The organism is Streptomyces sp. NPDC085460, from assembly GCF_044541975.1.
Taxonomy (GTDB): domain Bacteria; phylum Actinomycetota; class Actinomycetes; order Streptomycetales; family Streptomycetaceae; genus Streptomyces.
Genome location: NZ_JBITTO010000002.1, coordinates 538,154 through 556,186 on the forward strand (window position 1 = coordinate 538,154; position 18,033 = coordinate 556,186).

23 protein-coding genes are annotated in these 18,033 nt (G+C 72.1%); 13 read left to right on the plus strand and 10 right to left on the minus strand.

The genetic code is table 11. From position 1 onward, the window contains the following. The first annotated feature begins 7 nt into the window (after positions 1 to 7). The gene (locus tag ACIGHB_RS06725) at positions 8 to 1,141 is read left to right on the plus strand and encodes a diguanylate cyclase domain-containing protein (protein ID WP_399910080.1); all 1,134 of its coding nucleotides are present in this window, start codon (positions 8 to 10) and stop codon (positions 1,139 to 1,141) included. A gap of 79 nt (positions 1,142 to 1,220) precedes the next feature. Then, positions 1,221 to 2,762 carry a histidine ammonia-lyase gene (gene hutH / locus ACIGHB_RS06730; protein ID WP_388867579.1) on the plus strand — a complete coding sequence of 514 codons (1,542 nt, stop codon included), beginning with the start codon at positions 1,221 to 1,223 and terminating at the stop codon, positions 2,760 to 2,762. 54 nt (positions 2,763 to 2,816) lie between these two features. On the opposite strand, the gene ACIGHB_RS06735 is transcribed toward hutH, so the two are convergent. Beyond that, complete coding sequence (locus ACIGHB_RS06735) at positions 2,817 to 3,083, minus strand: hypothetical protein (RefSeq protein WP_399910462.1); 267 nt, start codon at positions 3,081 to 3,083, stop codon at positions 2,817 to 2,819. A gap of 114 nt (positions 3,084 to 3,197) precedes the next feature. On the opposite strand from ACIGHB_RS06735, the gene ACIGHB_RS06740 reads away from it, so the two are divergent. The 3 genes from ACIGHB_RS06740 to ACIGHB_RS06750 all read left to right on the plus strand — a co-directional run bounded on the left by ACIGHB_RS06740 (position 3,198) and on the right by ACIGHB_RS06750 (position 5,517). Then, entirely contained in the window at positions 3,198 to 3,584 is a 387-nt protein-coding gene (locus ACIGHB_RS06740) for a hypothetical protein (RefSeq protein ID WP_399910083.1), read from the plus strand. A 190-nt stretch (positions 3,585 to 3,774) separates the two neighbouring features. Beyond that, the gene (locus tag ACIGHB_RS06745; protein WP_399910086.1) at positions 3,775 to 5,040 is read left to right on the plus strand and encodes an Ig-like domain-containing protein; all 1,266 of its coding nucleotides are present in this window, start codon (positions 3,775 to 3,777) and stop codon (positions 5,038 to 5,040) included. Between the two features lie 108 nt (positions 5,041 to 5,148). Then, entirely contained in the window at positions 5,149 to 5,517 is a 369-nt protein-coding gene (locus ACIGHB_RS06750; RefSeq protein WP_399910089.1) for a DUF1330 domain-containing protein, read from the plus strand. 7 nt (positions 5,518 to 5,524) lie between these two features. On the opposite strand, the gene ACIGHB_RS06755 is transcribed toward ACIGHB_RS06750, so the two are convergent. The 3 genes from ACIGHB_RS06755 to ilvA form a co-directional block, all read right to left on the minus strand. Then, complete coding sequence (locus tag ACIGHB_RS06755; RefSeq protein ID WP_360310855.1) at positions 5,525 to 6,385, minus strand: ABC transporter permease; 861 nt, start codon at positions 6,383 to 6,385, stop codon at positions 5,525 to 5,527. Next, on the minus strand, positions 6,382 to 7,410 hold the full coding sequence (locus ACIGHB_RS06760) for an ATP-binding cassette domain-containing protein (RefSeq protein ID WP_360310853.1): 1,029 nt from the start codon (positions 7,408 to 7,410) through the stop codon (positions 6,382 to 6,384). Before ACIGHB_RS06760 ends, ACIGHB_RS06755 begins: the two co-directional genes overlap by 4 nt. A gap of 63 nt (positions 7,411 to 7,473) precedes the next feature. Continuing rightward, positions 7,474 to 8,703 (minus strand): threonine ammonia-lyase, encoded by a 1,230-nt coding sequence (gene ilvA / locus ACIGHB_RS06765; protein WP_360310851.1) that lies wholly within the window; start codon positions 8,701 to 8,703, stop codon positions 7,474 to 7,476. A 146-nt stretch (positions 8,704 to 8,849) separates the two neighbouring features. Between ilvA and ACIGHB_RS06770 the strand changes: the two genes are divergently transcribed. From ACIGHB_RS06770 to ACIGHB_RS06785, 4 genes are all read left to right on the plus strand, one after another. Beyond that, positions 8,850 to 9,362 carry a MarR family transcriptional regulator gene (locus tag ACIGHB_RS06770; RefSeq protein WP_360310849.1) on the plus strand — a complete coding sequence of 171 codons (513 nt, stop codon included), beginning with the start codon at positions 8,850 to 8,852 and terminating at the stop codon, positions 9,360 to 9,362. A 31-nt stretch (positions 9,363 to 9,393) separates the two neighbouring features. Continuing rightward, a complete protein-coding gene (locus ACIGHB_RS06775) occupies positions 9,394 to 9,861 on the plus strand; it encodes a sigma factor-like helix-turn-helix DNA-binding protein (protein ID WP_360310847.1) in 468 nt (155 codons plus the stop codon). 85 nt (positions 9,862 to 9,946) lie between these two features. Further along, on the plus strand, positions 9,947 to 10,195 hold the full coding sequence (locus tag ACIGHB_RS06780) for a hypothetical protein (protein WP_360310845.1): 249 nt from the start codon (positions 9,947 to 9,949) through the stop codon (positions 10,193 to 10,195). Positions 10,196 to 10,261: 66 nt separating this feature from the next. Further along, positions 10,262 to 10,453, plus strand: a complete 192-nt coding sequence (locus ACIGHB_RS06785; protein ID WP_360310843.1) for a DUF1059 domain-containing protein — start codon at positions 10,262 to 10,264, stop codon at positions 10,451 to 10,453. A gap of 58 nt (positions 10,454 to 10,511) precedes the next feature. Here the strand turns inward: ACIGHB_RS06785 and ACIGHB_RS06790 are convergent, their stop codons facing one another. Continuing rightward, positions 10,512 to 11,666, minus strand: coding sequence for a cystathionine gamma-synthase (locus tag ACIGHB_RS06790; protein ID WP_399910097.1), 1,155 nt, complete (start codon positions 11,664 to 11,666; stop codon positions 10,512 to 10,514). Positions 11,667 to 11,738: 72 nt separating this feature from the next. On the opposite strand from ACIGHB_RS06790, the gene ACIGHB_RS06795 reads away from it, so the two are divergent. Both ACIGHB_RS06795 and msrA read left to right on the plus strand, forming a co-directional pair. Next, positions 11,739 to 12,845 (plus strand): hypothetical protein, encoded by a 1,107-nt coding sequence (locus ACIGHB_RS06795; protein WP_360310839.1) that lies wholly within the window; start codon positions 11,739 to 11,741, stop codon positions 12,843 to 12,845. A gap of 80 nt (positions 12,846 to 12,925) precedes the next feature. After that, positions 12,926 to 13,594, plus strand: coding sequence for a peptide-methionine (S)-S-oxide reductase MsrA (gene msrA, locus ACIGHB_RS06800; protein ID WP_399910101.1), 669 nt, complete (start codon positions 12,926 to 12,928; stop codon positions 13,592 to 13,594). A gap of 90 nt (positions 13,595 to 13,684) precedes the next feature. Here msrA and greA read toward each other — a convergent pair whose 3' ends face one another. Together greA and ACIGHB_RS06810 are read right to left on the minus strand one after the other, a co-directional pair. Further along, positions 13,685 to 14,182, minus strand: a complete 498-nt coding sequence (gene greA, locus ACIGHB_RS06805; RefSeq protein ID WP_360310835.1) for a transcription elongation factor GreA — start codon at positions 14,180 to 14,182, stop codon at positions 13,685 to 13,687. Between the two features lie 190 nt (positions 14,183 to 14,372). Next, positions 14,373 to 14,774 carry a DUF4307 domain-containing protein gene (locus ACIGHB_RS06810; RefSeq protein ID WP_360310833.1) on the minus strand — a complete coding sequence of 134 codons (402 nt, stop codon included), beginning with the start codon at positions 14,772 to 14,774 and terminating at the stop codon, positions 14,373 to 14,375. A gap of 99 nt (positions 14,775 to 14,873) precedes the next feature. Between ACIGHB_RS06810 and mca the strand changes: the two genes are divergently transcribed. Continuing rightward, on the plus strand, positions 14,874 to 15,755 hold the full coding sequence (gene mca, locus ACIGHB_RS06815) for a mycothiol conjugate amidase Mca (protein ID WP_360310831.1): 882 nt from the start codon (positions 14,874 to 14,876) through the stop codon (positions 15,753 to 15,755). A 1-nt stretch (position 15,756) separates the two neighbouring features. Further along, a complete protein-coding gene (locus ACIGHB_RS06820) occupies positions 15,757 to 16,023 on the plus strand; it encodes a hypothetical protein (RefSeq protein WP_399910106.1) in 267 nt (88 codons plus the stop codon). 122 nt (positions 16,024 to 16,145) lie between these two features. Here the strand turns inward: ACIGHB_RS06820 and ACIGHB_RS06825 are convergent, their stop codons facing one another. The 3 genes from ACIGHB_RS06825 to ACIGHB_RS06835 form a co-directional block, all read right to left on the minus strand. Then, positions 16,146 to 17,285 carry a glycine amidinotransferase gene (locus ACIGHB_RS06825; protein WP_360310827.1) on the minus strand — a complete coding sequence of 380 codons (1,140 nt, stop codon included), beginning with the start codon at positions 17,283 to 17,285 and terminating at the stop codon, positions 16,146 to 16,148. Positions 17,286 to 17,390: 105 nt separating this feature from the next. Next, positions 17,391 to 17,762 carry an aspartate 1-decarboxylase gene (gene panD, locus ACIGHB_RS06830; protein WP_360310825.1) on the minus strand — a complete coding sequence of 124 codons (372 nt, stop codon included), beginning with the start codon at positions 17,760 to 17,762 and terminating at the stop codon, positions 17,391 to 17,393. A 45-nt stretch (positions 17,763 to 17,807) separates the two neighbouring features. Next, entirely contained in the window at positions 17,808 to 18,011 is a 204-nt protein-coding gene (locus ACIGHB_RS06835; protein WP_360310823.1) for an MbtH family protein, read from the minus strand. Positions 18,012 to 18,033 lie beyond the last annotated feature (22 nt).

The window sequence follows — 18,033 nt, forward strand, 5'->3', positions numbered from 1 at the left end:
TGGAGGAATGGGAGAGGACGTGCGGCTGCGGGCCGTGGTGGCGCTGGCGCAGGCGATGGCGGCGGCGCACACCCCGCGCGAGTTCTGGCGGGCCGCGGCGCTCGGGGCGTCTGCCGGTCTCGACGGGAGCTTCGGCGCCCTGTCGGTCTGGGAGCGGGACCACGGGCGGCTGCGGGTGCTGGTGAACGCCGGGGCGCGGGCGGCCGGCGAGGAGGAGTTCCCGGACGGGGAGACGTACCCGGTCCACCAGTTCCCCGAGATCACCGAGTTCCTGCACGAGCGGTGGGCGGTCGGCGCCGGTCCGCACGCCTGGGTCGAGACCGCCGACGCGCCCGAGGTGACCGGCCGGGTCGCGGGCCTGCGGCGGCGCGGCCGGAGCTGCTGCGTGGTCGCCCCGGTGGTGCTGCACGGGCGGGCCTGGGGCGAGCTGTACGTGGCCAGGCAGATGGGGGCGAAACCTTTCACCGGCGCGGACGCGGACTTCGCGAACGTCCTCGCGGCGGTCGTCGCGGCCGGCATCGCCCAGGCCGAACGCCTGGAAGAGGTCCGCAAGCTCGCCTTCACCGACCCGCTGACCGGCCTCGCCAACCGGCGCGCGGTCGACGCCCGCCTCGACGAGGCCATCGAGCGCTACCGGGCCGACGGCTCCGCGGTCAGCCTCGTCGTCTGCGACCTCAACGGCCTCAAGCGCGTCAACGACACCCACGGGCACGCCGTCGGCGACCGCCTCCTCGAACGCTTCGGCTCCGTCCTCTCCCGCTGCGGCGCCCGCCTCCCCGGCGCCCTCGCGGCCCGGCTGGGCGGCGACGAGTTCTGCCTGCTGGCCGTCGGCCCCACCGCCGACGAGGTGGTCGCGGTGGCCGAGGAGCTCTGCGTCCGCGCCGCCGAACTGGAGCTGGGCGAGGGCGTCGCCTGCGGCGTCGCCTCCACCGGCGACCCCATCGGCCCCCTCAAGTCCGCCCGCCGCCTCTTCCGCCTCGCCGACGCCGCCCAGTACCAGGCCAAGGCCGCCCGCTCCACGAAACCGGTCGTGGCCGGCCGCGACGGCACCGTCATCCGCCTGGCCGACGCCCCGCCCGGCGGCCGCGACCGCCGCCGCTTCCGCGACGCGCCGACGGTGGAACTGCCTCCGGAGCCGTAAGGGGTCCAACGGTGCTCAGGCAGTGACCGATTGCCTAGTGACAGCTTCGTCTTCAATCCGTAGGGTGCTGAATATGGATATGCAGACAGTCGTTCTCGGCACGTCCGGCACGACCCCGCAGGACGTCATCGCCGTCGCCCGCCACGGCGCCCGTGTCGAGCTGTCGGAGGAGGCCGTCCAGGCGCTCGCCGCCGCCCGCGCCGTCGTCGACGCGCTCGCCGCCAAGCCCGAGCCCGTCTACGGCGTCTCCACCGGGTTCGGCGCCCTCGCCACCCGGCACATCGACCACGAGCTGCGCACCCAGCTCCAGCGGAACATCGTCCGCTCGCACGCCGCCGGCATGGGCCCGCGCGTCGAGCGCGAGGTCGTCCGCGCCCTGATGTTCCTGCGGCTCAAGACCGTCGCCTCCGGCCACACCGGCGTCCGCCCCGAGGTCGCGCGGACCATGGCCGACGTCCTCAACGCCGGCATCACCCCGGTCGTCCACGAATACGGCTCCCTCGGCTGCTCCGGCGACCTCGCCCCGCTCTCCCACTGCGCCCTCGCCCTCATGGGGGAGGGCGACGCGGAGGGCCCCGACGGCACCGTGAAGCCCGCCGGCGAGCTGCTCGCCGCCGCCGGCATCGAGCCCGTCGTCCTGCGCGAGAAGGAGGGCCTCGCCCTCCTCAACGGCACCGACGGCATGCTCGGCATGCTGATCATGGCCCTCGCCGACCTCGACACCCTCTACAAGTCGGCCGACGTCACCGCCGCGCTCTCCCTCGAAGCCCTCCTCGGCACCGAGAAGGTCCTCGAACCCGAGCTGCACGCCATCCGCCCCCACCCGGGCCAGGCCGCCTCCGCCGCCAACATGCTGGCCGTCCTCAAGGGCTCCGGCCTCACCGGCCACTTCCAGGCCGGCGAGGCCCCCCGCGTCCAGGACGCCTACTCGATCCGCTGCGCCCCGCAGGTCGCCGGCGCCGGCCGCGACACCATGGCCCACGCCCTGCTCGTCGCCGAGCGCGAGCTCGCCGCCGCCGTCGACAACCCGGTCGTCCTCGGCAACGGCGAGGTCCGCTCCAACGGCAACTTCCACGGCGCCCCCGTCGCGTACGTCCTCGACTTCCTCGCCATCGCCGCCGCCGACCTCGGCTCCATCGCCGAGCGCCGCACCGACCGGCTCCTCGACAAGAACCGCAGCCACGGCCTGCCGCCCTTCCTCGCCGACGACGCCGGCGTCGACTCGGGCCTCATGATCGCCCAGTACACCCAGGCCGCCCTGGTCAGCGAGATGAAGCGGCTCGCCGTCCCGGCCTCCGCCGACTCCATCCCCTCCTCGGCCATGCAGGAGGACCACGTCTCCATGGGCTGGTCCGCCGCCCGCAAGCTGCGCACCGCCGTCGGCAACCTCGCCCGGATCATCGCCGTCGAGCTGTACGCCGCCACCCGCGGCATCGAGCTGCGCGCGGGCCTCACCCCGGCCCCCGCTTCGCGGGCCGCCATCGACGCCCTGCGCGCGGCCGGTGTCGCGGGCCCCGGCCCCGACCGCTTCCTCGCGCCCGACCTGGCCGCCGCCGACGCCTTCGTCCGCGAGGGCCGGCTGGTCGCCGCCGTCGAGCCGGTCACCGGTCCGCTGGCCTGACCCGTACCGAAGTCCTCAGCCGGAGGGCCGCCCCGTGGGGGCGGCCCTTCCGCGTCAGGACGCGCGCCCGTGCCGCCGCATCGCCAGCGCCACGAACCCGGCGCCCACCCCGAGGAAGCCCGTCCCGCCCAGCACGTACGCCGTGGTGTCCGGGCCCCCGGTCTCGGCGAGGCGGCCGCCGCCGGGGGAGGCGGGGCGGGAGGTCCCGGTCCCGGCGCCGGCCGCGCCGTCGGAGGCGTTCGCCGACGGGACGAACCACAGGGCGCACAGCAGGGTCCCCGCCGCGGTGGCGGTCAGCAGCGGGCGTCGGGCGGCGGACACGCGGATCTCGATCTCCCTCACGGAAAGCCCCGCGGGACCCCGCGGTGGCCAGATGGTAGTGAACCCAGCGGGTCGCGGGAAAGCGGAGGCCGGGCAGACCCTACGCTCCCAGCCATGAGCACCTCCGAAACCTCCGGCACTCCCGGTACCGAGACCACCACCCGCCACGTCCGCCTCCGGGTCGACATCGTCCTGGAGATCGACGGGCCCGCCGAGCTGACCGCCGCCGCAGAGGGGCGGGTCGACTCCGACGAGTTCATGCCGGCCGAGGAGCGCGAGCACGCCCGCGCCTCCGTCCAGGAGGACCCGTCCGAGGCCCTGGCGTACCTGGTGGAGCCGTTCGACCTGGTCCGCGACCTGCCCGGCGTCGAGCTCGTCCAGGCCGCCTGGAGCAGCGAGGAGATCGAGTACGACCCCGACGCGATGGAGTGGGAGCTCGACGAGGAGGATGAGGACGGGGACGACGTCGAGGACGACGGCGACGGGGCCGGCCGGCTCTGACGACGGCCGCCCGACCGACCACGGGCCCCGGGACGGCGTCCCGGGGCCTTTTCGCGCCGTTGTGCGGCGGGCGGGAACCGGAACGTTCCGCCGAGCGTGTCGAACAGTGGCGTTCCCCACAAACCCCCCGCTTCCGGAACCGGGCGGGGTGTCATGGGTGTTCTGATGGATTGACAGGGAATCGGCGACGATGGAGAAGCGTGTGATGACGGTCGGCAAGCGCCGCAGGAGCCTGGCAGCCGCGGCGGCGGTGCTCAGCGGCGTACTCGTGCTCTCTGCCTGCAACGACGACGACGGCTCGGCCGCGTCCGGTTCGCCGACCGCCACGTCACAGGCCCAGGTCGACGAGGCCGCCGAGCAGAAGACCTCCAAGGCGCAGATCACCATCTCGCCGGAGAACGGCGCGAAGAACGCCTCGATCAACAACGACGCCAAGGTCGCCGTCGCCGAGGGCAAGCTCACCGAGGTCACCATGACCTCCGCCGAGGGCACCGAGGTCAAGGGCGAGATAGCGGCCGACGGCCTCTCCTGGAAGCCGTCCGGCCAGCTGGAGCGCGCGACCGTCTACAAGATCGCCGCCACCGCCGTCGACGCGTCGGGCCTGGAGGCGCACGAGAACTCCTCCTTCACCACCGTGTCGAAGGAGAACAGCTTCATCGGCAACTTCACCCCCGAGGACGGTTCGACCGTCGGCGTGGGCATGCCGGTCTCGATCAACTTCAACAAGGCGATCACCGACAAGAAGGCCGTCCAGAGCGGCATCACCGTCACCTCCAGCTCCGGCCAGGAGGTCGTCGGCCACTGGTTCGACGCGACGCGGCTCGACTTCCGCCCGGACGACTACTGGAAGGCCGGCTCGACGGTCACCCTCAAGCTGGACCTCGACGGCGTCGAGGGCGCCGACGGCGTCTACGGCGTCCAGCAGAAGACCGTCACCTTCAAGGTCGGCCGCAGCCAGGTCTCCACGGTCGACGTCGCGACGAAGACGATGACGGTCAAGCGCGACGGCAAGGTGATCCGGACGATCCCGATCTCCGCCGGCTCCCCGGACAACACCACCTACAACGGCGAGATGGTGATCTCCGAGAAGTTCAAGGAGACCCGGATGAACGGCGCCACCGTCGGCTTCACCGACTCCGACGGCAAGGGCGAGTACGACATCAAGGACGTGCCGCACGCCATGCGCCTGTCCACCTCCGGCACCTTCATCCACGGCAACTACTGGGGCTCCCGCTCCATCTTCGGCTCCGTGAACACCAGCCACGGCTGCATCGGCCTCGCCGACGTCAAGGGCGCCGGCGACCCCAAGCAGATGGCCGCCTGGTTCTACGACCAGTCGATCACCGGCGACGTCGTCATCGTCAAGAACTCCAAGGACAAGACGATCGCCCCCAGCAACGGCCTCAACGGCTGGAACATGAACTGGTCGGCCTGGAAGGCCGGCTCGGCGCTCTGACCCGCCCGCACGCGCGACGAGGGCCCCCTCCGGCACCGGAGGGGGCCCTCGTCCGTCATGACCTCCGGGGTAATCGACGCCGGTGACCGGCCCCGGCACGCTGGACCCATGACCGCATACGCGATGGCGAACCTGAGCCCGAAGCCCGTCCTCGACCCCGAGGTGCTCGACTACATGGAGCGGATCCAGGCCACCCTGGACCCCTTCGGCGGACGCTTCCTCGTGCACGGCGCCCCCCGGCGCGAGGTCCTCGAAGGCGCCTGGCCCGGCGCCCTCGTCCTCATCGCCTTCCCCGACTTCGACACGGCGAGGGCCTGGTACGACTCCGAGCCGTACCAGGCCCTCCTCCCGCTGCGCACCCGCCACATGGCGGGCGACGTCCTGCTGATCGACGGCACCCCCGACGGCTACGACCCGGCCACGACCGCCGCGGCGCTGCGGGCGGGTCAGTCGGCGGGGGACGGCTCGGAAGGGTGAGCCGGCGTCAGCCGTCCGCCCGTCGGTACTTGCGGACCGAGAGGGTGCGGAAGATGACGACGATCAGGACCGAGTAGATCAGTGACGCCCACACCGGGTACTGCATCGGCCACGCGTCGGACGGGGAGAGGCCCGGATCGCCGAACAGCTTGCGGCACGCCTGCACGGTCGCGCTGAACGGGTTCCACTCCGCCACCGGCTGGAGCCAGCCGGGCAGCTTGCTGGAGTCGACGAAGGCGTTCGAGATGAAGGTGACGGGGAAGAGCCAGATCAGCCCTCCGGAGGTGGCGGCCTCCGGGGTGCGCACGGAGAGGCCGATGAGGGCGCCGATCCAGGTGAAGGCGTACCCGAGGAGGAGCAGCAGGGCGAAGCCGAGCATGATCTTGCCGGCGTTGGTGGGCGCGGCGTAGCCGGGCCGCCAGCCGATGATCAGGGCGACGATCGCGAGGACCAGCAGGGTCACCGCCGTCTGCACCAGGTCCGCCATCGTGCGGCCGGTGAGGACCGCGCCCCGCGCCATCGGCAGCGAGCGGAACCGGTCGATGAGGCCCTTGTGCATGTCGTCGGCGATGCCGGCGCCCGCTCCCGCGGTGGCGAAGGTGACGGTCTGGGCGAAGATGCCCGCCATCAGGAAGTTCTTGTAGACGTCCGGGTCGGTGCTGTTCCCGATCTGCATCGAGCCGCCGAAGACGTACGTGAACAGGATGACGAACATGACGGGCTGGATCAGCCCGAACAGGATCATCTCGGGAATCCTGGACATGCGGATCAGGTTCCGCTTGGTGACGACCAGGGAGTCCGCGAACGACTGGGCGATCCCGCCGCGCGCGGCGGGGACCCGCGGGGGTGTGTCGGTGAGGGTGGTCACGCGGCCGGCTCCTTCCGGGGGGTGCGGCCCCTGGCGGCGGGATCCGTGCCGTTCTCCTCGTCCGTCGCGCGCTCGGCGGTGTGGCCGGTGAGGGAGAGGAAGACGTCGTCGAGGGTGGGGCGGCGCAGTCCGATGTCGTCGATCTCGATGCCGGCGGTGTCGAGGTCGCGGATGACCTCGGCGAGCAGCTTGGCGCCGCCGGTGACGGGGACGGTGAGCTTGCGGACGTGGTCCTCGACGGCGACGGCCTCGGGGCCCCGCGCGCCGGGTCCGTAGCGGGCGAGGATCGTCCGGGCGGGGGCGATGGCGTCCCGTTCGTGGACGACGACCTCGACTCGTTCGCCGCCGGTGCGGTCCTTGAGCTGGTCGGAGGTGCCGCGGGCGATGACCTTGCCGTGGTCGACCACGGCGATGTCGTGGGCGAGGTGGTCGGCCTCCTCCAGGTACTGGGTGGTGAGGAGGAGGGTGGTGCCGCCGGAGACGAGTTCCTTGATGACCTCCCACAGGGCCTGGCGGTTGCGGGGGTCGAGGCCGGTGGTCGGCTCGTCCATGAACATCACGGGCGGGGAGACGACGAGGGCGGCGGCGAGGTCGAGGCGGCGGCGCATGCCGCCGGAGTAGGTCTTGGCGGGGCGGTCGGCGGCGTCGGCGAGGTGGAAGCGCTCCAGGAGCTCGCCGGCCCGCTCCTTCGCCGCGCGGGCCTTCATCTGGTAGAGCTGTCCGACCATCTGGAGGTTCTCGCGGCCGGTGAGGTACTCGTCGACGGCGGCGAACTGGCCGGAGAGGCCGATGGAGCGGCGGACCTCGTTGGGGTGCCGCAGGACGTCGAGGCCGGCGACCGTGGCGGTGCCGCTGTCGGGGCGGAGCAGGGTCGTCAGGACCCGTACGGTGGTGGTCTTTCCCGCTCCATTGGGGCCGAGCAGCCCGAGGACGGTGCCCTCGGGCACGTCGAGGTCCACCCCGTCCAGTGCTGTGACGTCGCCGAAGGTCTTCACCAGTCCCTCGGCGTGGATCGCGCCTGGCATGTCCACACTCCCGGATCATTTCGGGCATTTCTGCCGATCCTAGGGCAGTGTGGGGCGCGGTGCTCAGGCCAGGACGGTGTACCCGGCCTCCCGCAGCGCCCCCTCGACCTCCCGGCAGTGCTCCGGCCCCTTCGTCTCCAGGTGCAGCTCCACCTCCACCTCCGTGAGGCCGAGCCGCGGATCGGTCCGTACGTGACTGACGTCGAGCACGTTCGCGTCGACCACCGTCAGCACCGCGAGCAGCGTCGCGAGCGCCCCCGGCCGGTCCGCCACCCGCAGCCGCAGGCTCAGATACCGCCCGGCGGCCGCCATGCCGTGCCGCAGGATCCGCTGGAGCAGCAGCGGATCCACGTTCCCGCCCGACAGGACCGCGACCACCGGGCCCCGGAACGACGCCGGGTCGCTCAGCAGCGCCGCCACCGGGCTCGCCCCGGCCGGCTCCACCACCAGCTTCGCCCGCTCCAGGCAGAGCAGCAGCGCCGAGGAGAGCGCGTCCTCCGAGACCGTGCGGACCTCGTCCACGTACTCCTGGACCAGCCCGAAGGGCACGTCCCCGGGCCGCCCCACCTTGATCCCGTCGGCCATCGTCACCGGCGCGTCCACCACCACCGGATGCCCGGCGGCCAGCGACGGCGGATAGGCCGCCGCCCCCTCCGCCTGCACGCCCACGATCCGCACGTCGGGACGGACCGACTTCACCGCCAGCCCGATGCCGGCCGCGAGACCGCCGCCGCCGATCCCGACCACGATCGTGCGGACCTCCGGGCACTGCTCCAGGATCTCCAGACCGACCGTGCCCTGCCCGACGATGACGTCCTCGTGGTCGAAGGGGTGAATGAAAACCGCGCCGGTCTCCCGCGCGTACTCCTGCGCCGCGGCCAGCGTCTCGTCCACCACGTGCCCCTGGAGCCGCACGTCCGCCCCGTACTCCCGGGTCGCCGCGACCTTCGGCAGCGGCGCGCCGACCGGCATGAACACCGTCGCGCGCACCCCCAGCAGCTGTGAGGCGAGCGCCACACCCTGCGCGTGGTTCCCGGCCGAGGCGGCGACCACCCCCGCCGCCTTCTCCTCCGGCCGCAGCCCGGCGATCCGCACGTACGCGCCGCGCAGCTTGAACGAACCGGTCCGCTGGAGGTTCTCGCACTTGAGCAGCACCGGCGCCCCCACCAGCGACGACAGGTGCCGGCTGCCCTCCAGGGCGGTCGTCCGCGCCACGCCCGCCAGCATCCGCTGCGCCCCGCGCACGTCGTCGAGCATCGGGCGGTGCAAGGGGTGTCGCGTACTGAAGGTCATGACCCCAAGTCTCGCAGCTCACCGGGGTCGCGGGCGCGCGGGCCACGGCCCCGGAGCCGGTTTGCGCACGGCCGGTACGGAGCCCGCCGCGTCCGCGTACTCTGTCCCCCACACCGACCGCCTCCGCACGAGAGAGCCCCCCAGCCATGCCCCCATCTCAGGACATGACGACTGAGCTTGACCCCGGTCTCCTCGATGCCCTCCAGCACCAGGTGGCCGTCTTCGCCCGCCGGGCCGAGCAGACCCGTCTCGGCGGCACCGGCCAGCTCCGCAACTCCATGGACCGGGCCGCCTACCTCCTCCTCAACCGCCTCGACCAGGAAGGGCCGATGGGCGTCAAGGCGCTCGCGGCGGGCATGGGGATCGACTCCTCGACCGTCACCCGCCAGGTCGCCCCGCTCGTCGACTCCGGCCTCGTCCGCCGCACCTCGCACCCCGAGGACGGCCGCGCGGTCGTCCTCCAGCTCTCCGCGCGCGGCCTGGAGCGCCTGGAGGAGGTCCGCTCCTCGCGGCGCACGCTGATGGCCGAGGTCACCGACGGCTGGACCGAGGACGAGCGCGACTCCTTCTGCTCGCTCCTCACCCGTTTCAACGCCGCCCTCTCCGCCCGCCAGTCGGCGCACCAGACCGGCACCGGGGGTTCCGCGCACGGGGGTTGACCCCGCCTCTCCTCCGGGTCCTTGATGGGGTGTGGCGAAGCGCCGGAACCGATCCGAACACGCCGCCCGCGCCCAGGAGTTCGACGCCTTCGTGGCCGGCGCGGCGGGGCGGCTGCTGCACGTCGCCACGCTCCTCACCGCCGAGACGCGGATCCGCAACCCGTACGCCCACGCCCTGCTGACCGCCGCCCTCGCGCACGCCTACGCGGTCCGCGACCGGGGCGGCGACGAGGACCCGTACGCGCTCACCCGGGACGAGCTCGCCCTGCGCTTCGCCCGCACCGCCTGGCGGCACCGGGCCGGCCGCGGCGGGGTCCTCGGCGTCCTCACGCCCCGGGAACGGCTGGTGCTGGTGCTGCGCCTGTACGAGGGAGTGTCCGAGGAGCAGACCGCCGCGCTGCTCGGCCTCCCGGAGGCCCGTATCCGCGCGGTGTACGCCCGCGCCGTGGCCCGGCTCCGCTCCACCCGAGCAACCACCCGAACACGGGAGGCGGCGTGAGACCGGCGTACGGGGAGGCGGCGGCGGAGAGCGGCGTATGCGAAGGCGGCGGCGTGGTGAGACCGGCGTACGGGGAGGCGGCGGCGTGAGGCACGGTGACAAGGAGGCGGCCGTCCGGCGGCTGCTCGACACCCCGCATCCGCCGGTCCCGGCCGGCCTCGGCGCGCGGGCGGCGGCGCGCGGCGGCCGGGTGCGGCGCCGGGAACGGGCGGTCCGCAGGACCGTCGCCGCGCTGGCCGGGCTCGCGGCGCTCGCCTTCACCGTCTGGGCGGCGGAGGCCCGGCCCTGGGAGCCGCCGCCGGCCGCCACCACCCCGCCGTTCGCCGGGCCGTGACGGCGGCCCTAGCCTGGAAGGAGGGGCCGGCCGGAACACCGTCGCAGGAGATCGCAGGAGGCCGACATGACCAGGAAAGCCGCCGACTGCCGGGACGCGCCGAGCGTGTCGGGCTGCTCGCTCTACATCTCGGGCGAGGAGGAGGAAGTCGTCCGCGCCGCCACCGAGCACGCGGTCTCCGTGCACGAGCACACGGACACCCCGGAACTGCGCGAGGAGGTCCGAGCGGGCCTGAAGGACGCCCTGCCCGGCACCTGAGCACCCGCCGAGGGCCCGGGTACGGCCGGCCGCCGCACCCGGGCCCCGGACGGACACCTCAGCCCAGCGCCTCGCGCAGGTCCGCGATCAGGTCGTCCGCGTTCTCGATGCCCACCGAGAGGCGGACCAGGTCCGCGGGGACCTCCAGGGCGGAGCCGGCGACGCTCGCGTGCGTCATCCGGCCCGGGTGCTCGATCAGCGACTCGACGCCGCCCAGCGACTCGCCGAGCGTGAAGAGCTTCGCCCGGTCGCAGACGCCGACCGCCGCCTCCTCGCCGCCCTCGACGCGGAAGGAGATCATGCCGCCGAAGGACCGCATCTGCTTCGCCGCGATCTCGTGGCCCGGGTGCTCGGCCAGACCCGGGTAGAGCACCTGCGTCACCTTCGGGTGCCGGGTCAGGAAGTCCGCGACCCTCGTCGCGTTCTCGCTGTGCCGGTCCATCCGGACCGCGAGCGTCTTGATGCCGCGCAGCACGATCCACGAGTCGAACGGACCGGCCACCGCGCCCATCGCGTTCTGGTGGTACGCCAGCTCCTCGCCCAGCTCCGCGTCGGCCGCGATCAGCGCGCCGCCGACGACGTCCGAGTGGCCGCCCATGTACTTGGTGAGGGAGTGCACGACGACGTCCGCGCCGAGCGCCAGCGGCTGCTGGAGGTAGGGCGACGCGAAGGTGTTGTCGACGACCAGCTTCACCCCCGCCTGCCGGGCCACGCCCGCGACCGCCTCGATGTCGGTGATGCCGAGCAGCGGGTTCGACGGGGTCTCGACCCAGATCAGCTTCGTCCGCTCGTTGAGCGCGCCCCGCACCGACGCGAGGTCCGAGGTGTCCGCGACGGAGAAGTCGACGCCCCACCGCTGCACCACCTTGGCGAAGAGCCGGAAGGTGCCGCCGTACGCGTCGTTCGGGATGACCACGTGATCGCCCGGGGCGAGCAGCGTGCGGAGCAGGCAGTCCTCGGCGGCGAGCCCGGACGCGAAGGCGAGGCCGCGCCGGCCGCCCTCCAGCGCCGCCAGGTTCTCCTCCAGGGCGGTACGGGTCGGATTGGCGCTGCGGCTGTACTCGTAGCCGCCGCGAAGCCCGCCCACACCGTCCTGCTTGTAGGTGGACACCTGGTAGATGGGCGGGACGACCGCGCCGGTCAGCGGGTCGGCGGTGTTGCCCGCGTGGATGGCGCGGGTCTCGAAGTTCTGGTGACTGTGCTGGTCGCTCATGGTCAGGAGCGTAGTGCCGGGGCCCGCCCACCGCCGCGATTCGTCCACGACGGTGTCCTGGACAATGGACACATGGAGATTCTCTGGTTCCTGATCGCCCTGGGCCTGCTCTTCGGCGTCCTCGGCCCCTACATGCTGCGCCGGCGCTCCGGCGGCATCCGGCAGGTCGCGCCCGGCACGCCCGACGCCGCCGACCCGGAGGCGTACGGGTTCGTCCGCCAGGAGGACCTGGACGTGCGGCTCCCCGGCCCGGACCACGATCTCCTCGACGTCCTCGACGTCGTCCAGGCCACCCAGGACTGGCGGGCCGCCGCCCAGCTCCTCGCCGGCACGCCCAAGGAGGGCGAGGTGCGCTGGCAGCGCGTCCAGGCGTTCGCCGGCGCGGCCTCCCTGGAGCTCGCGGAGAAGCCCGGCGTCGGCGGCGCCTGGCTGCGCGCCTGGCGCTCGGACGCGCCGAAGGACGCGGGCGCGGCGGCCGTGCACGCGGAGTTCCTGGCGCAGCAGGCGTGGCGTTCCTCGGCGGCCGGCTCCGACGACTTCCGGATCATCCTGGAGGAGGCCCGGAAGGTCGCCGACGAGGCCGCGCTGCTCGCGCCCGGCGACCCCGTCCCGTACATCACGCAGCTCGCGGTGGCCCGCGGGCTCGGCTACAGCCACGAGCAGTTCGACCAGGTGTGGGCGAAGGTCATCGACCGGGCCCCGCAGCACATGGGCGCGCATCTGGCGGCGCTGCACTACTGGTGCGAGAAGTGGCACGGCTCGCGCGAGGAGGCCGACCACTTCGCCACCACCGCCGCCGCGCGCGCCCCGCAGGGCTCGCTGCTCGCCGCGCTGCCGCTCTTCGCGGTCTTCGAGCACGTGCCGGACGTGGTGCTGGTGCAGGACTTCTACCGGACGGCCGTGGTGAGCAAGGCGATGGAGGGCGCGCTGTACGCGGTGCACTCGGCCCGCGCCGACGACCCGATGCTCGCGCACGTGCGCCACCTGCTGGTGTGGTTCCTGGTCCGGGGCGAGCGCTGGGCCGAGGCCATGCACCTGCTGGTCCACGTCGACGGACACGTGGGCGCGGTCCCGTGGACGCTCAGCGGCGACCCGGCCGCCGACTACACCCTCCACCGCAACCTGGCGGTCGCCGGGTACGAGGCGAACGGCGGCAGCCCGGCCACCCTCCGGCGGTGACCGGCCCGGCGGCGCGGGGAACAGGGGGAGGCGCGCCGGCGTTGTGAGGACTGCCGAACCGCGTCGAGGAGAGATGTCGCATGTTCCTGTCCCGCACCCCCGTCCTGCCCACGCCGGAGCAGGCCCTGCGCGGCCGCCCGGAGCCGGAGTTCTCCGTCCCCGAGCGCCACACGGTGCTCGGCAACCCGCTGCTCGGGCCGTACCCGGAGGGTCTGGAGACCGCCGACTTCGGCCTCGGCTGCTTCTGGGGCGCCGAGCGGAAGTTCTGGCAGACCGACGGCGTCTGGACGACGCTCGCCGGCTACCAGGGCGGCCACACGCCCCACCCGACGTACGAGGAGGTCTGTTCGGGCCTCACCGGGCACACCGAGGTCGTCCGGGTCGTGTTCGACCCGTCGAAGGTCTCGTACGAGTCCCTGCTGAAGCTGTTCTGGGAGTCCCACGACCCGACGCAGGGCTTCCGCCAGGGCAACGACGTGGGCACCCAGTACCGCTCCGCCGTCTACACCCACTCCCCGGCCCAGGCGGAGACCGCCGAGGCGTCCCGCGCCGCCTACCAGAAGGTCCTCACGGCCTCCGGCTACGGCGAGATCACCACCACGGTCCTCCCGGCCGCCGACCGCCCCTTCTACCCGGCGGAGGCGTACCACCAGCAGTACCTGGACAAGAACCCGGCCGGCTACTGCGGCATCGGCGGCACCGGCGTCTCCTGCCCGATCGGGGTGGCGAAGGCACCCGAGGCGCCGTGATCCACGGGCCCGGCGCTGCCGAGCCCGGGAACGACGGAGGGCCGGTCCCCGTGGGGACCGGCCCTCCGTCGTGTGCGGAAGGAGAGGGGCTCAGCCGGTGTACGGCTTCGCGCTGAGGATCCTCACCATGGCCTTCTTGCCGTTCGGCAGCTCGTACTCGGCGTCGTCGCCGGCCTTCTTGCCGTTCACGCCGACGCCGAGCGGCGACTGCGGGGAGTAGGTCTCGATGTCACCGCTCGCGTACTCGCGGGAGGCGAGCAGGAAGGTCATGGTGTCGGACTCGTCGCCGTCGAAGGCGATCGTCACGACCATGCCGGGCTCGACGACGCCGTCGTCCGCCGGGGCCTCGCCGACCTTCGCGCTCTGCAGCAGCTGGGTGAGCTGGCGGACCCGGAGCTCCTGCTTGCCCTGCTCCTCCTTGGCCGCGTGGTACCCGCCGTTCTCGCGCAGGTCGCCCTCCTCGCGCGCGGCGGCGATCTTCGCGGCGATCTCGGTACGCGCGGGACCAGACAGGTACTCAAGCTCGTCCTTGAGCTTGTTGTACGCCTCCTGGGTGAGCCAGGTGACGTTGTCGCTGGTCTGGGTCACAGGTGCTCCTCGTAGGTACTGGGAATACAAAGCATCGCCCTACGCGGGAAACCCTTCGCTTCCCGGGTGGGCGAAAGCACGAGCCTAACAATGAGTGGCGGAAAGCGGGAGGACATAAACCATCGGGATGGCGTCGGTCCAGGTCACCGCGGCGACCCGCCGGAACTCGCTCTTCCTCACCTACCCACCGCTACCGCGCCGTACACCCGATCAGCTCGGCGCTGGTGGCGCGGGCGGTGGTCCGGAGGGAGTACACGCGGTCGACCCTGCCGTCCGGCTCGTCGACGGCGACGTCCTTGCGGGCCACCTCGGCGCCGTCCTCGGCGCGGGAGCGGAGCGTGCACACGCCCTCGACGCCCTGGTCCTTGCGGATCTCCAGGTGCACCTGCACCTCGGTGTCGCTCACCACGTCGAACTTGATCAGCTCGGCGCTGATCTTGTTGCCGGCCACGTGGTGCCAGCCGAACCAGCCGATCATGGCCACGAAGAGGACCCCGAGGACCGCGCCCAGGATCCGGAGCTTCCGGTCGGCCCGCTCGTCCGCCGAGCGCCCGTAACGCCCCTCGGGCAGCTGCTCTCGCACGGCGCTCATGTATCGGTCCTCTCGGGGGCGGGGGCGGCGGAATTTTCCTCCCCCCGATTCCGTCACTATAGAGACCACCCTCCGCGTCGAATCACTGAGGATCGAGTCTTGACTGAGCAGCTGCGCCTGATGGCCGTTCACGCCCACCCCGACGACGAGTCGAGCAAGGGCGCGGCGACCATGGCCAAGTACGTGTCCGAGGGGGTGGACGTCCTGGTCGTGACGTGCACGGGCGGCGAGCGCGGCTCGGTCCTGAACCCCAAGCTCCAGGGCGACCCCTACATCGAGGAGAACATCCACGAGGTCCGCCGCAGGGAGATGGACGAGGCCCGGGAGATCCTGGGCGTCGAGCAGGAGTGGCTCGGCTTCGTCGACTCCGGCCTGCCCGAGGGCGACCCGCTGCCGCCGCTCCCCGAGGGCTGCTTCGCCCTGGAGGACGTGGACCACGCGGCCGGCGAGCTGGTCCGCAAGATCCGTTCCTTCCGTCCGCAGGTCATCACGACCTACGACGAGAACGGCGGGTACCCGCACCCCGACCACATCATGACCCACAAGATCACGATGGTGGCCTTCGACGGCGCGGCCGACGCCGAGAAGTTCCCCGAGGCCGAGTACGGCCCGGTCTTCGAGCCGCAGAAGCTGTACTACAACCAGGGCTTCAACCGCCCGCGCACCGAGGCCCTGCACCAGGCCCTCCTCGACCGGGGCCTGGAGTCCCCGTACGGCGAGTGGCTGGAGCGCTGGAAGGAGTTCGAGCGCAAGGAGCGGACGCTGACCACCTTCGTCCCGTGCGCCGACTTCTTCGAGACCCGTGACCGGGCGCTGATCGCCCACGCCACCCAGATCGACCCCGAGGGCGGCTGGTTCCGGGTCCCGATGGAGATCCAGAAGCAGGTCTGGCCGACGGAGGAGTACGAGCTCAGCAAGTCGCTGGTGCCGACCTCCCTCCCCGAGGAAGATCTCTTCGCGGGCATCCGCGACAATGCCTGACATGAGCGCACACCTCGCACTGACGCAGCTGGTCCCCTTCGCCGCCGAAGAGCTGGACAAGAACAAGGTGACGCCGGGCGTCCTCGGCTTCGTCGTCTTCGCGGTCCTCGCCCTCGCGGTCTGGGCGCTGATGAAGTCGATGAACCGCCACATGAACCGCATCTCCTTCGAGCAGCCCGAGGACCCGGCCGAGGCCGGGGCGGCGGCGGGGGAGAAGGCCGGTCAGAAGGCCGGTCAGAAGGCCGGAAAGGCGTCCGCCGCCTCCTAGGCCCCTGGACAGCACACCGGCCCGTATCCGCGCGGAGCGGATACGGGCCGGTGCGGTGTGTCTCGGCCGGGGTGGCGTGTCTCAGCCGGTGCGGCGTCTCCCGGCCGGGGTGGCGGCGGGGGTCAGACGAGGGGGCGGTAGTCGAGGTTCGGGAAGTAGTCCTCCCGCACGCCCTCGCGCCGCACGTCCCAGGTGGCGCAGTGCAGCGAGCCGCCGTACTCGAAGACGTTCCGGAAGGGCACCGGGAAGACCTCGAAGCCGAGGCCGTCCAGCATGTCCTGGAGCGGCTTCTCCTGCTCCTCGCAGATGACCTTGGTCGGCGAGATGCTGAGCACGTTCATCGACAGCCACTTCGACGACTGGCAGTACTGCGGCATCTCCTCGTTGGTGAGGACCGGCTCCGGGACGTCGACCAGCTTCCAGTCGTTCTCCAGGAACATCCGCTCCTCGCCCTCGCGCAGCGGGCGGTCCGGGTTGGTCAGGATCAGCCCCGGGCGCACCGGCACGAAGGTGCAGTCGATGTGCGAGGGGAAGAAGTCCAGCGGGAAGTGGACCGGGTGGACCCGGAAGCCCTTGGGCTCCAGGTGCCGCTTCAGCCAGCGGACGCCGGCCCGGTTGGTGGTCATCGACTCCTGGACGAGGACGTCACGGCCGAACCGGCTCATGTCGGCCGCGTCGAAGATCACCTCGTCCTGGTTCACGCAGAACTCGAAGCTGTGCATCCGCGCGTGCCGCTCCTCCAGCGGCCAGTCCCAGAACTCCTCGCGGTACATGCCGTCGGCCATCGACGGCTTCGGCGCCGTGGTCCACTGCACGCGCGGATCGGCGTCCCAGTACTCGTAGACCAGCTTGCGGTAGGGCTGGTACTCGAAGTACCGGGCCCGGCGCGACATGGTCGCCTCGATGATCTCGTTGCCCAGGGTGATCATCACGTCACGCGGGCAGACCGCGCAGTACTGGTTCTCCACCTCGAAGTCGGGCGTGCTCACCGGGGCGGAGAAGTCGTGGGTGTCGGGCCTGCGGACCGTGATGCCCTGGCTTTCGAGCACCTTCACCAGACCGGCCAGCTCCTCGTTGGCCAGGTCGATGGCCTCCTTGGACTTCGGGCCGGTGGGGAAGGGGGTGTCGGGGCGGTTCCGGATGCCGGGCCGGCTGCCGGGCTCCACGGGTTCGAACTGGGCGTCGTCGGCGGAGCCGACCACGATCTCCTGGAGGGGGTCCCACTCGTTCCACGAGTTGACCTGGGGAAAGTTCTGCTGCATGGGTGGCTGCCTGTCTGTGGGGTGCGGACGGGGAGCAAGAGGTGGGGGGTGTGCAGGAGAAGGGACAGGGATCGGGGACCGGCCCGCCGGACGACGCGCCGTGGATCAGGAGGAGAGGTCGGAACCCAGCTTCAGGGGCCGGTTCTGCTCGTCGACGAAGACGACCTTCGGCTCCAGCTTCTCGGCCTCCTCGTCGTCGACCGAGGCGTAGCCGATGAGGATGACCAGGTCGCCGGGGGCGACCAGCCGGGCGGCGGCTCCGTTGAGGCAGATGACGCCGGAGCCGCGCTCGCCCTCGATGACGTACGTCTCCAGCCGGGCGCCGTTGTTGATGTTGACGATGTGGACCTGCTCGCCCACGAGCAGGTCCGCGGCCTCCATCAGGTCGCGGTCGACCGTCACGGAACCGATGTAGTTGAGGTTGGCCTCGGTGACGGTGGCGCGGTGGATCTTGGACTTGAGCATGATGCGCTGCATGGCGTGTGTGGCTCCTTGACGGCGGGGCGCACCCCGGCGGATCGGTCAGACGGCGTCGGCGAGGCTCGCCGGTCGCATATCGGTCCAGTGCGTCTCGATGTATTCGAGGCAGCTCTTGCGGTCGGTCTCGGTGACGACGACGTTCCAGCCGGGCGGCACCACGGCGAAGGCGGGCCACAGGCAGTGCTGGCGCTCGTCGTTGACCAGCACCAGGAAGGTGCCGTCCTCGTTGTCGAACGGGTTGGTCATGGCGTTCTCGTCCTTGTCGTCG

Coding starts and splice junctions, on each gene's coding strand:
- ACIGHB_RS06820 (WP_399910106.1), top strand. CDS start 15,757: ATGAGCGCACACCTCGCACTGACGCAGCTGGTCCCCTTCGCCGCCGAA.
- ACIGHB_RS06770 (WP_360310849.1), top strand. CDS start 8,850: ATGCCCCCATCTCAGGACATGACGACTGAGCTTGACCCCGGTCTCCTC.
- ACIGHB_RS06810 (WP_360310833.1), bottom strand. CDS start 14,774: ATGAGCGCCGTGCGAGAGCAGCTGCCCGAGGGGCGTTACGGGCGCTCG.
- ACIGHB_RS06745 (WP_399910086.1), top strand. CDS start 3,775: ATGGAGAAGCGTGTGATGACGGTCGGCAAGCGCCGCAGGAGCCTGGCA.
- panD (WP_360310825.1), bottom strand. CDS start 17,762: ATGCAGCGCATCATGCTCAAGTCCAAGATCCACCGCGCCACCGTCACC.
- ACIGHB_RS06760 (WP_360310853.1), bottom strand. CDS start 7,410: ATGCCAGGCGCGATCCACGCCGAGGGACTGGTGAAGACCTTCGGCGAC.
- ACIGHB_RS06825 (WP_360310827.1), bottom strand. CDS start 17,285: ATGCAGCAGAACTTTCCCCAGGTCAACTCGTGGAACGAGTGGGACCCC.
- ACIGHB_RS06750 (WP_399910089.1), top strand. CDS start 5,149: ATGACCGCATACGCGATGGCGAACCTGAGCCCGAAGCCCGTCCTCGAC.
- ACIGHB_RS06725 (WP_399910080.1), top strand. CDS start 8: ATGGGAGAGGACGTGCGGCTGCGGGCCGTGGTGGCGCTGGCGCAGGCG.
- ACIGHB_RS06785 (WP_360310843.1), top strand. CDS start 10,262: ATGACCAGGAAAGCCGCCGACTGCCGGGACGCGCCGAGCGTGTCGGGC.
- msrA (WP_399910101.1), top strand. CDS start 12,926: ATGTTCCTGTCCCGCACCCCCGTCCTGCCCACGCCGGAGCAGGCCCTG.
- hutH (WP_388867579.1), top strand. CDS start 1,221: ATGCAGACAGTCGTTCTCGGCACGTCCGGCACGACCCCGCAGGACGTC.
- ACIGHB_RS06740 (WP_399910083.1), top strand. CDS start 3,198: ATGAGCACCTCCGAAACCTCCGGCACTCCCGGTACCGAGACCACCACC.
- ilvA (WP_360310851.1), bottom strand. CDS start 8,703: ATGACCTTCAGTACGCGACACCCCTTGCACCGCCCGATGCTCGACGAC.
- ACIGHB_RS06790 (WP_399910097.1), bottom strand. CDS start 11,666: ATGAGCGACCAGCACAGTCACCAGAACTTCGAGACCCGCGCCATCCAC.
- ACIGHB_RS06835 (WP_360310823.1), bottom strand. CDS start 18,011: ATGACCAACCCGTTCGACAACGAGGACGGCACCTTCCTGGTGCTGGTC.
- ACIGHB_RS06795 (WP_360310839.1), top strand. CDS start 11,739: ATGGAGATTCTCTGGTTCCTGATCGCCCTGGGCCTGCTCTTCGGCGTC.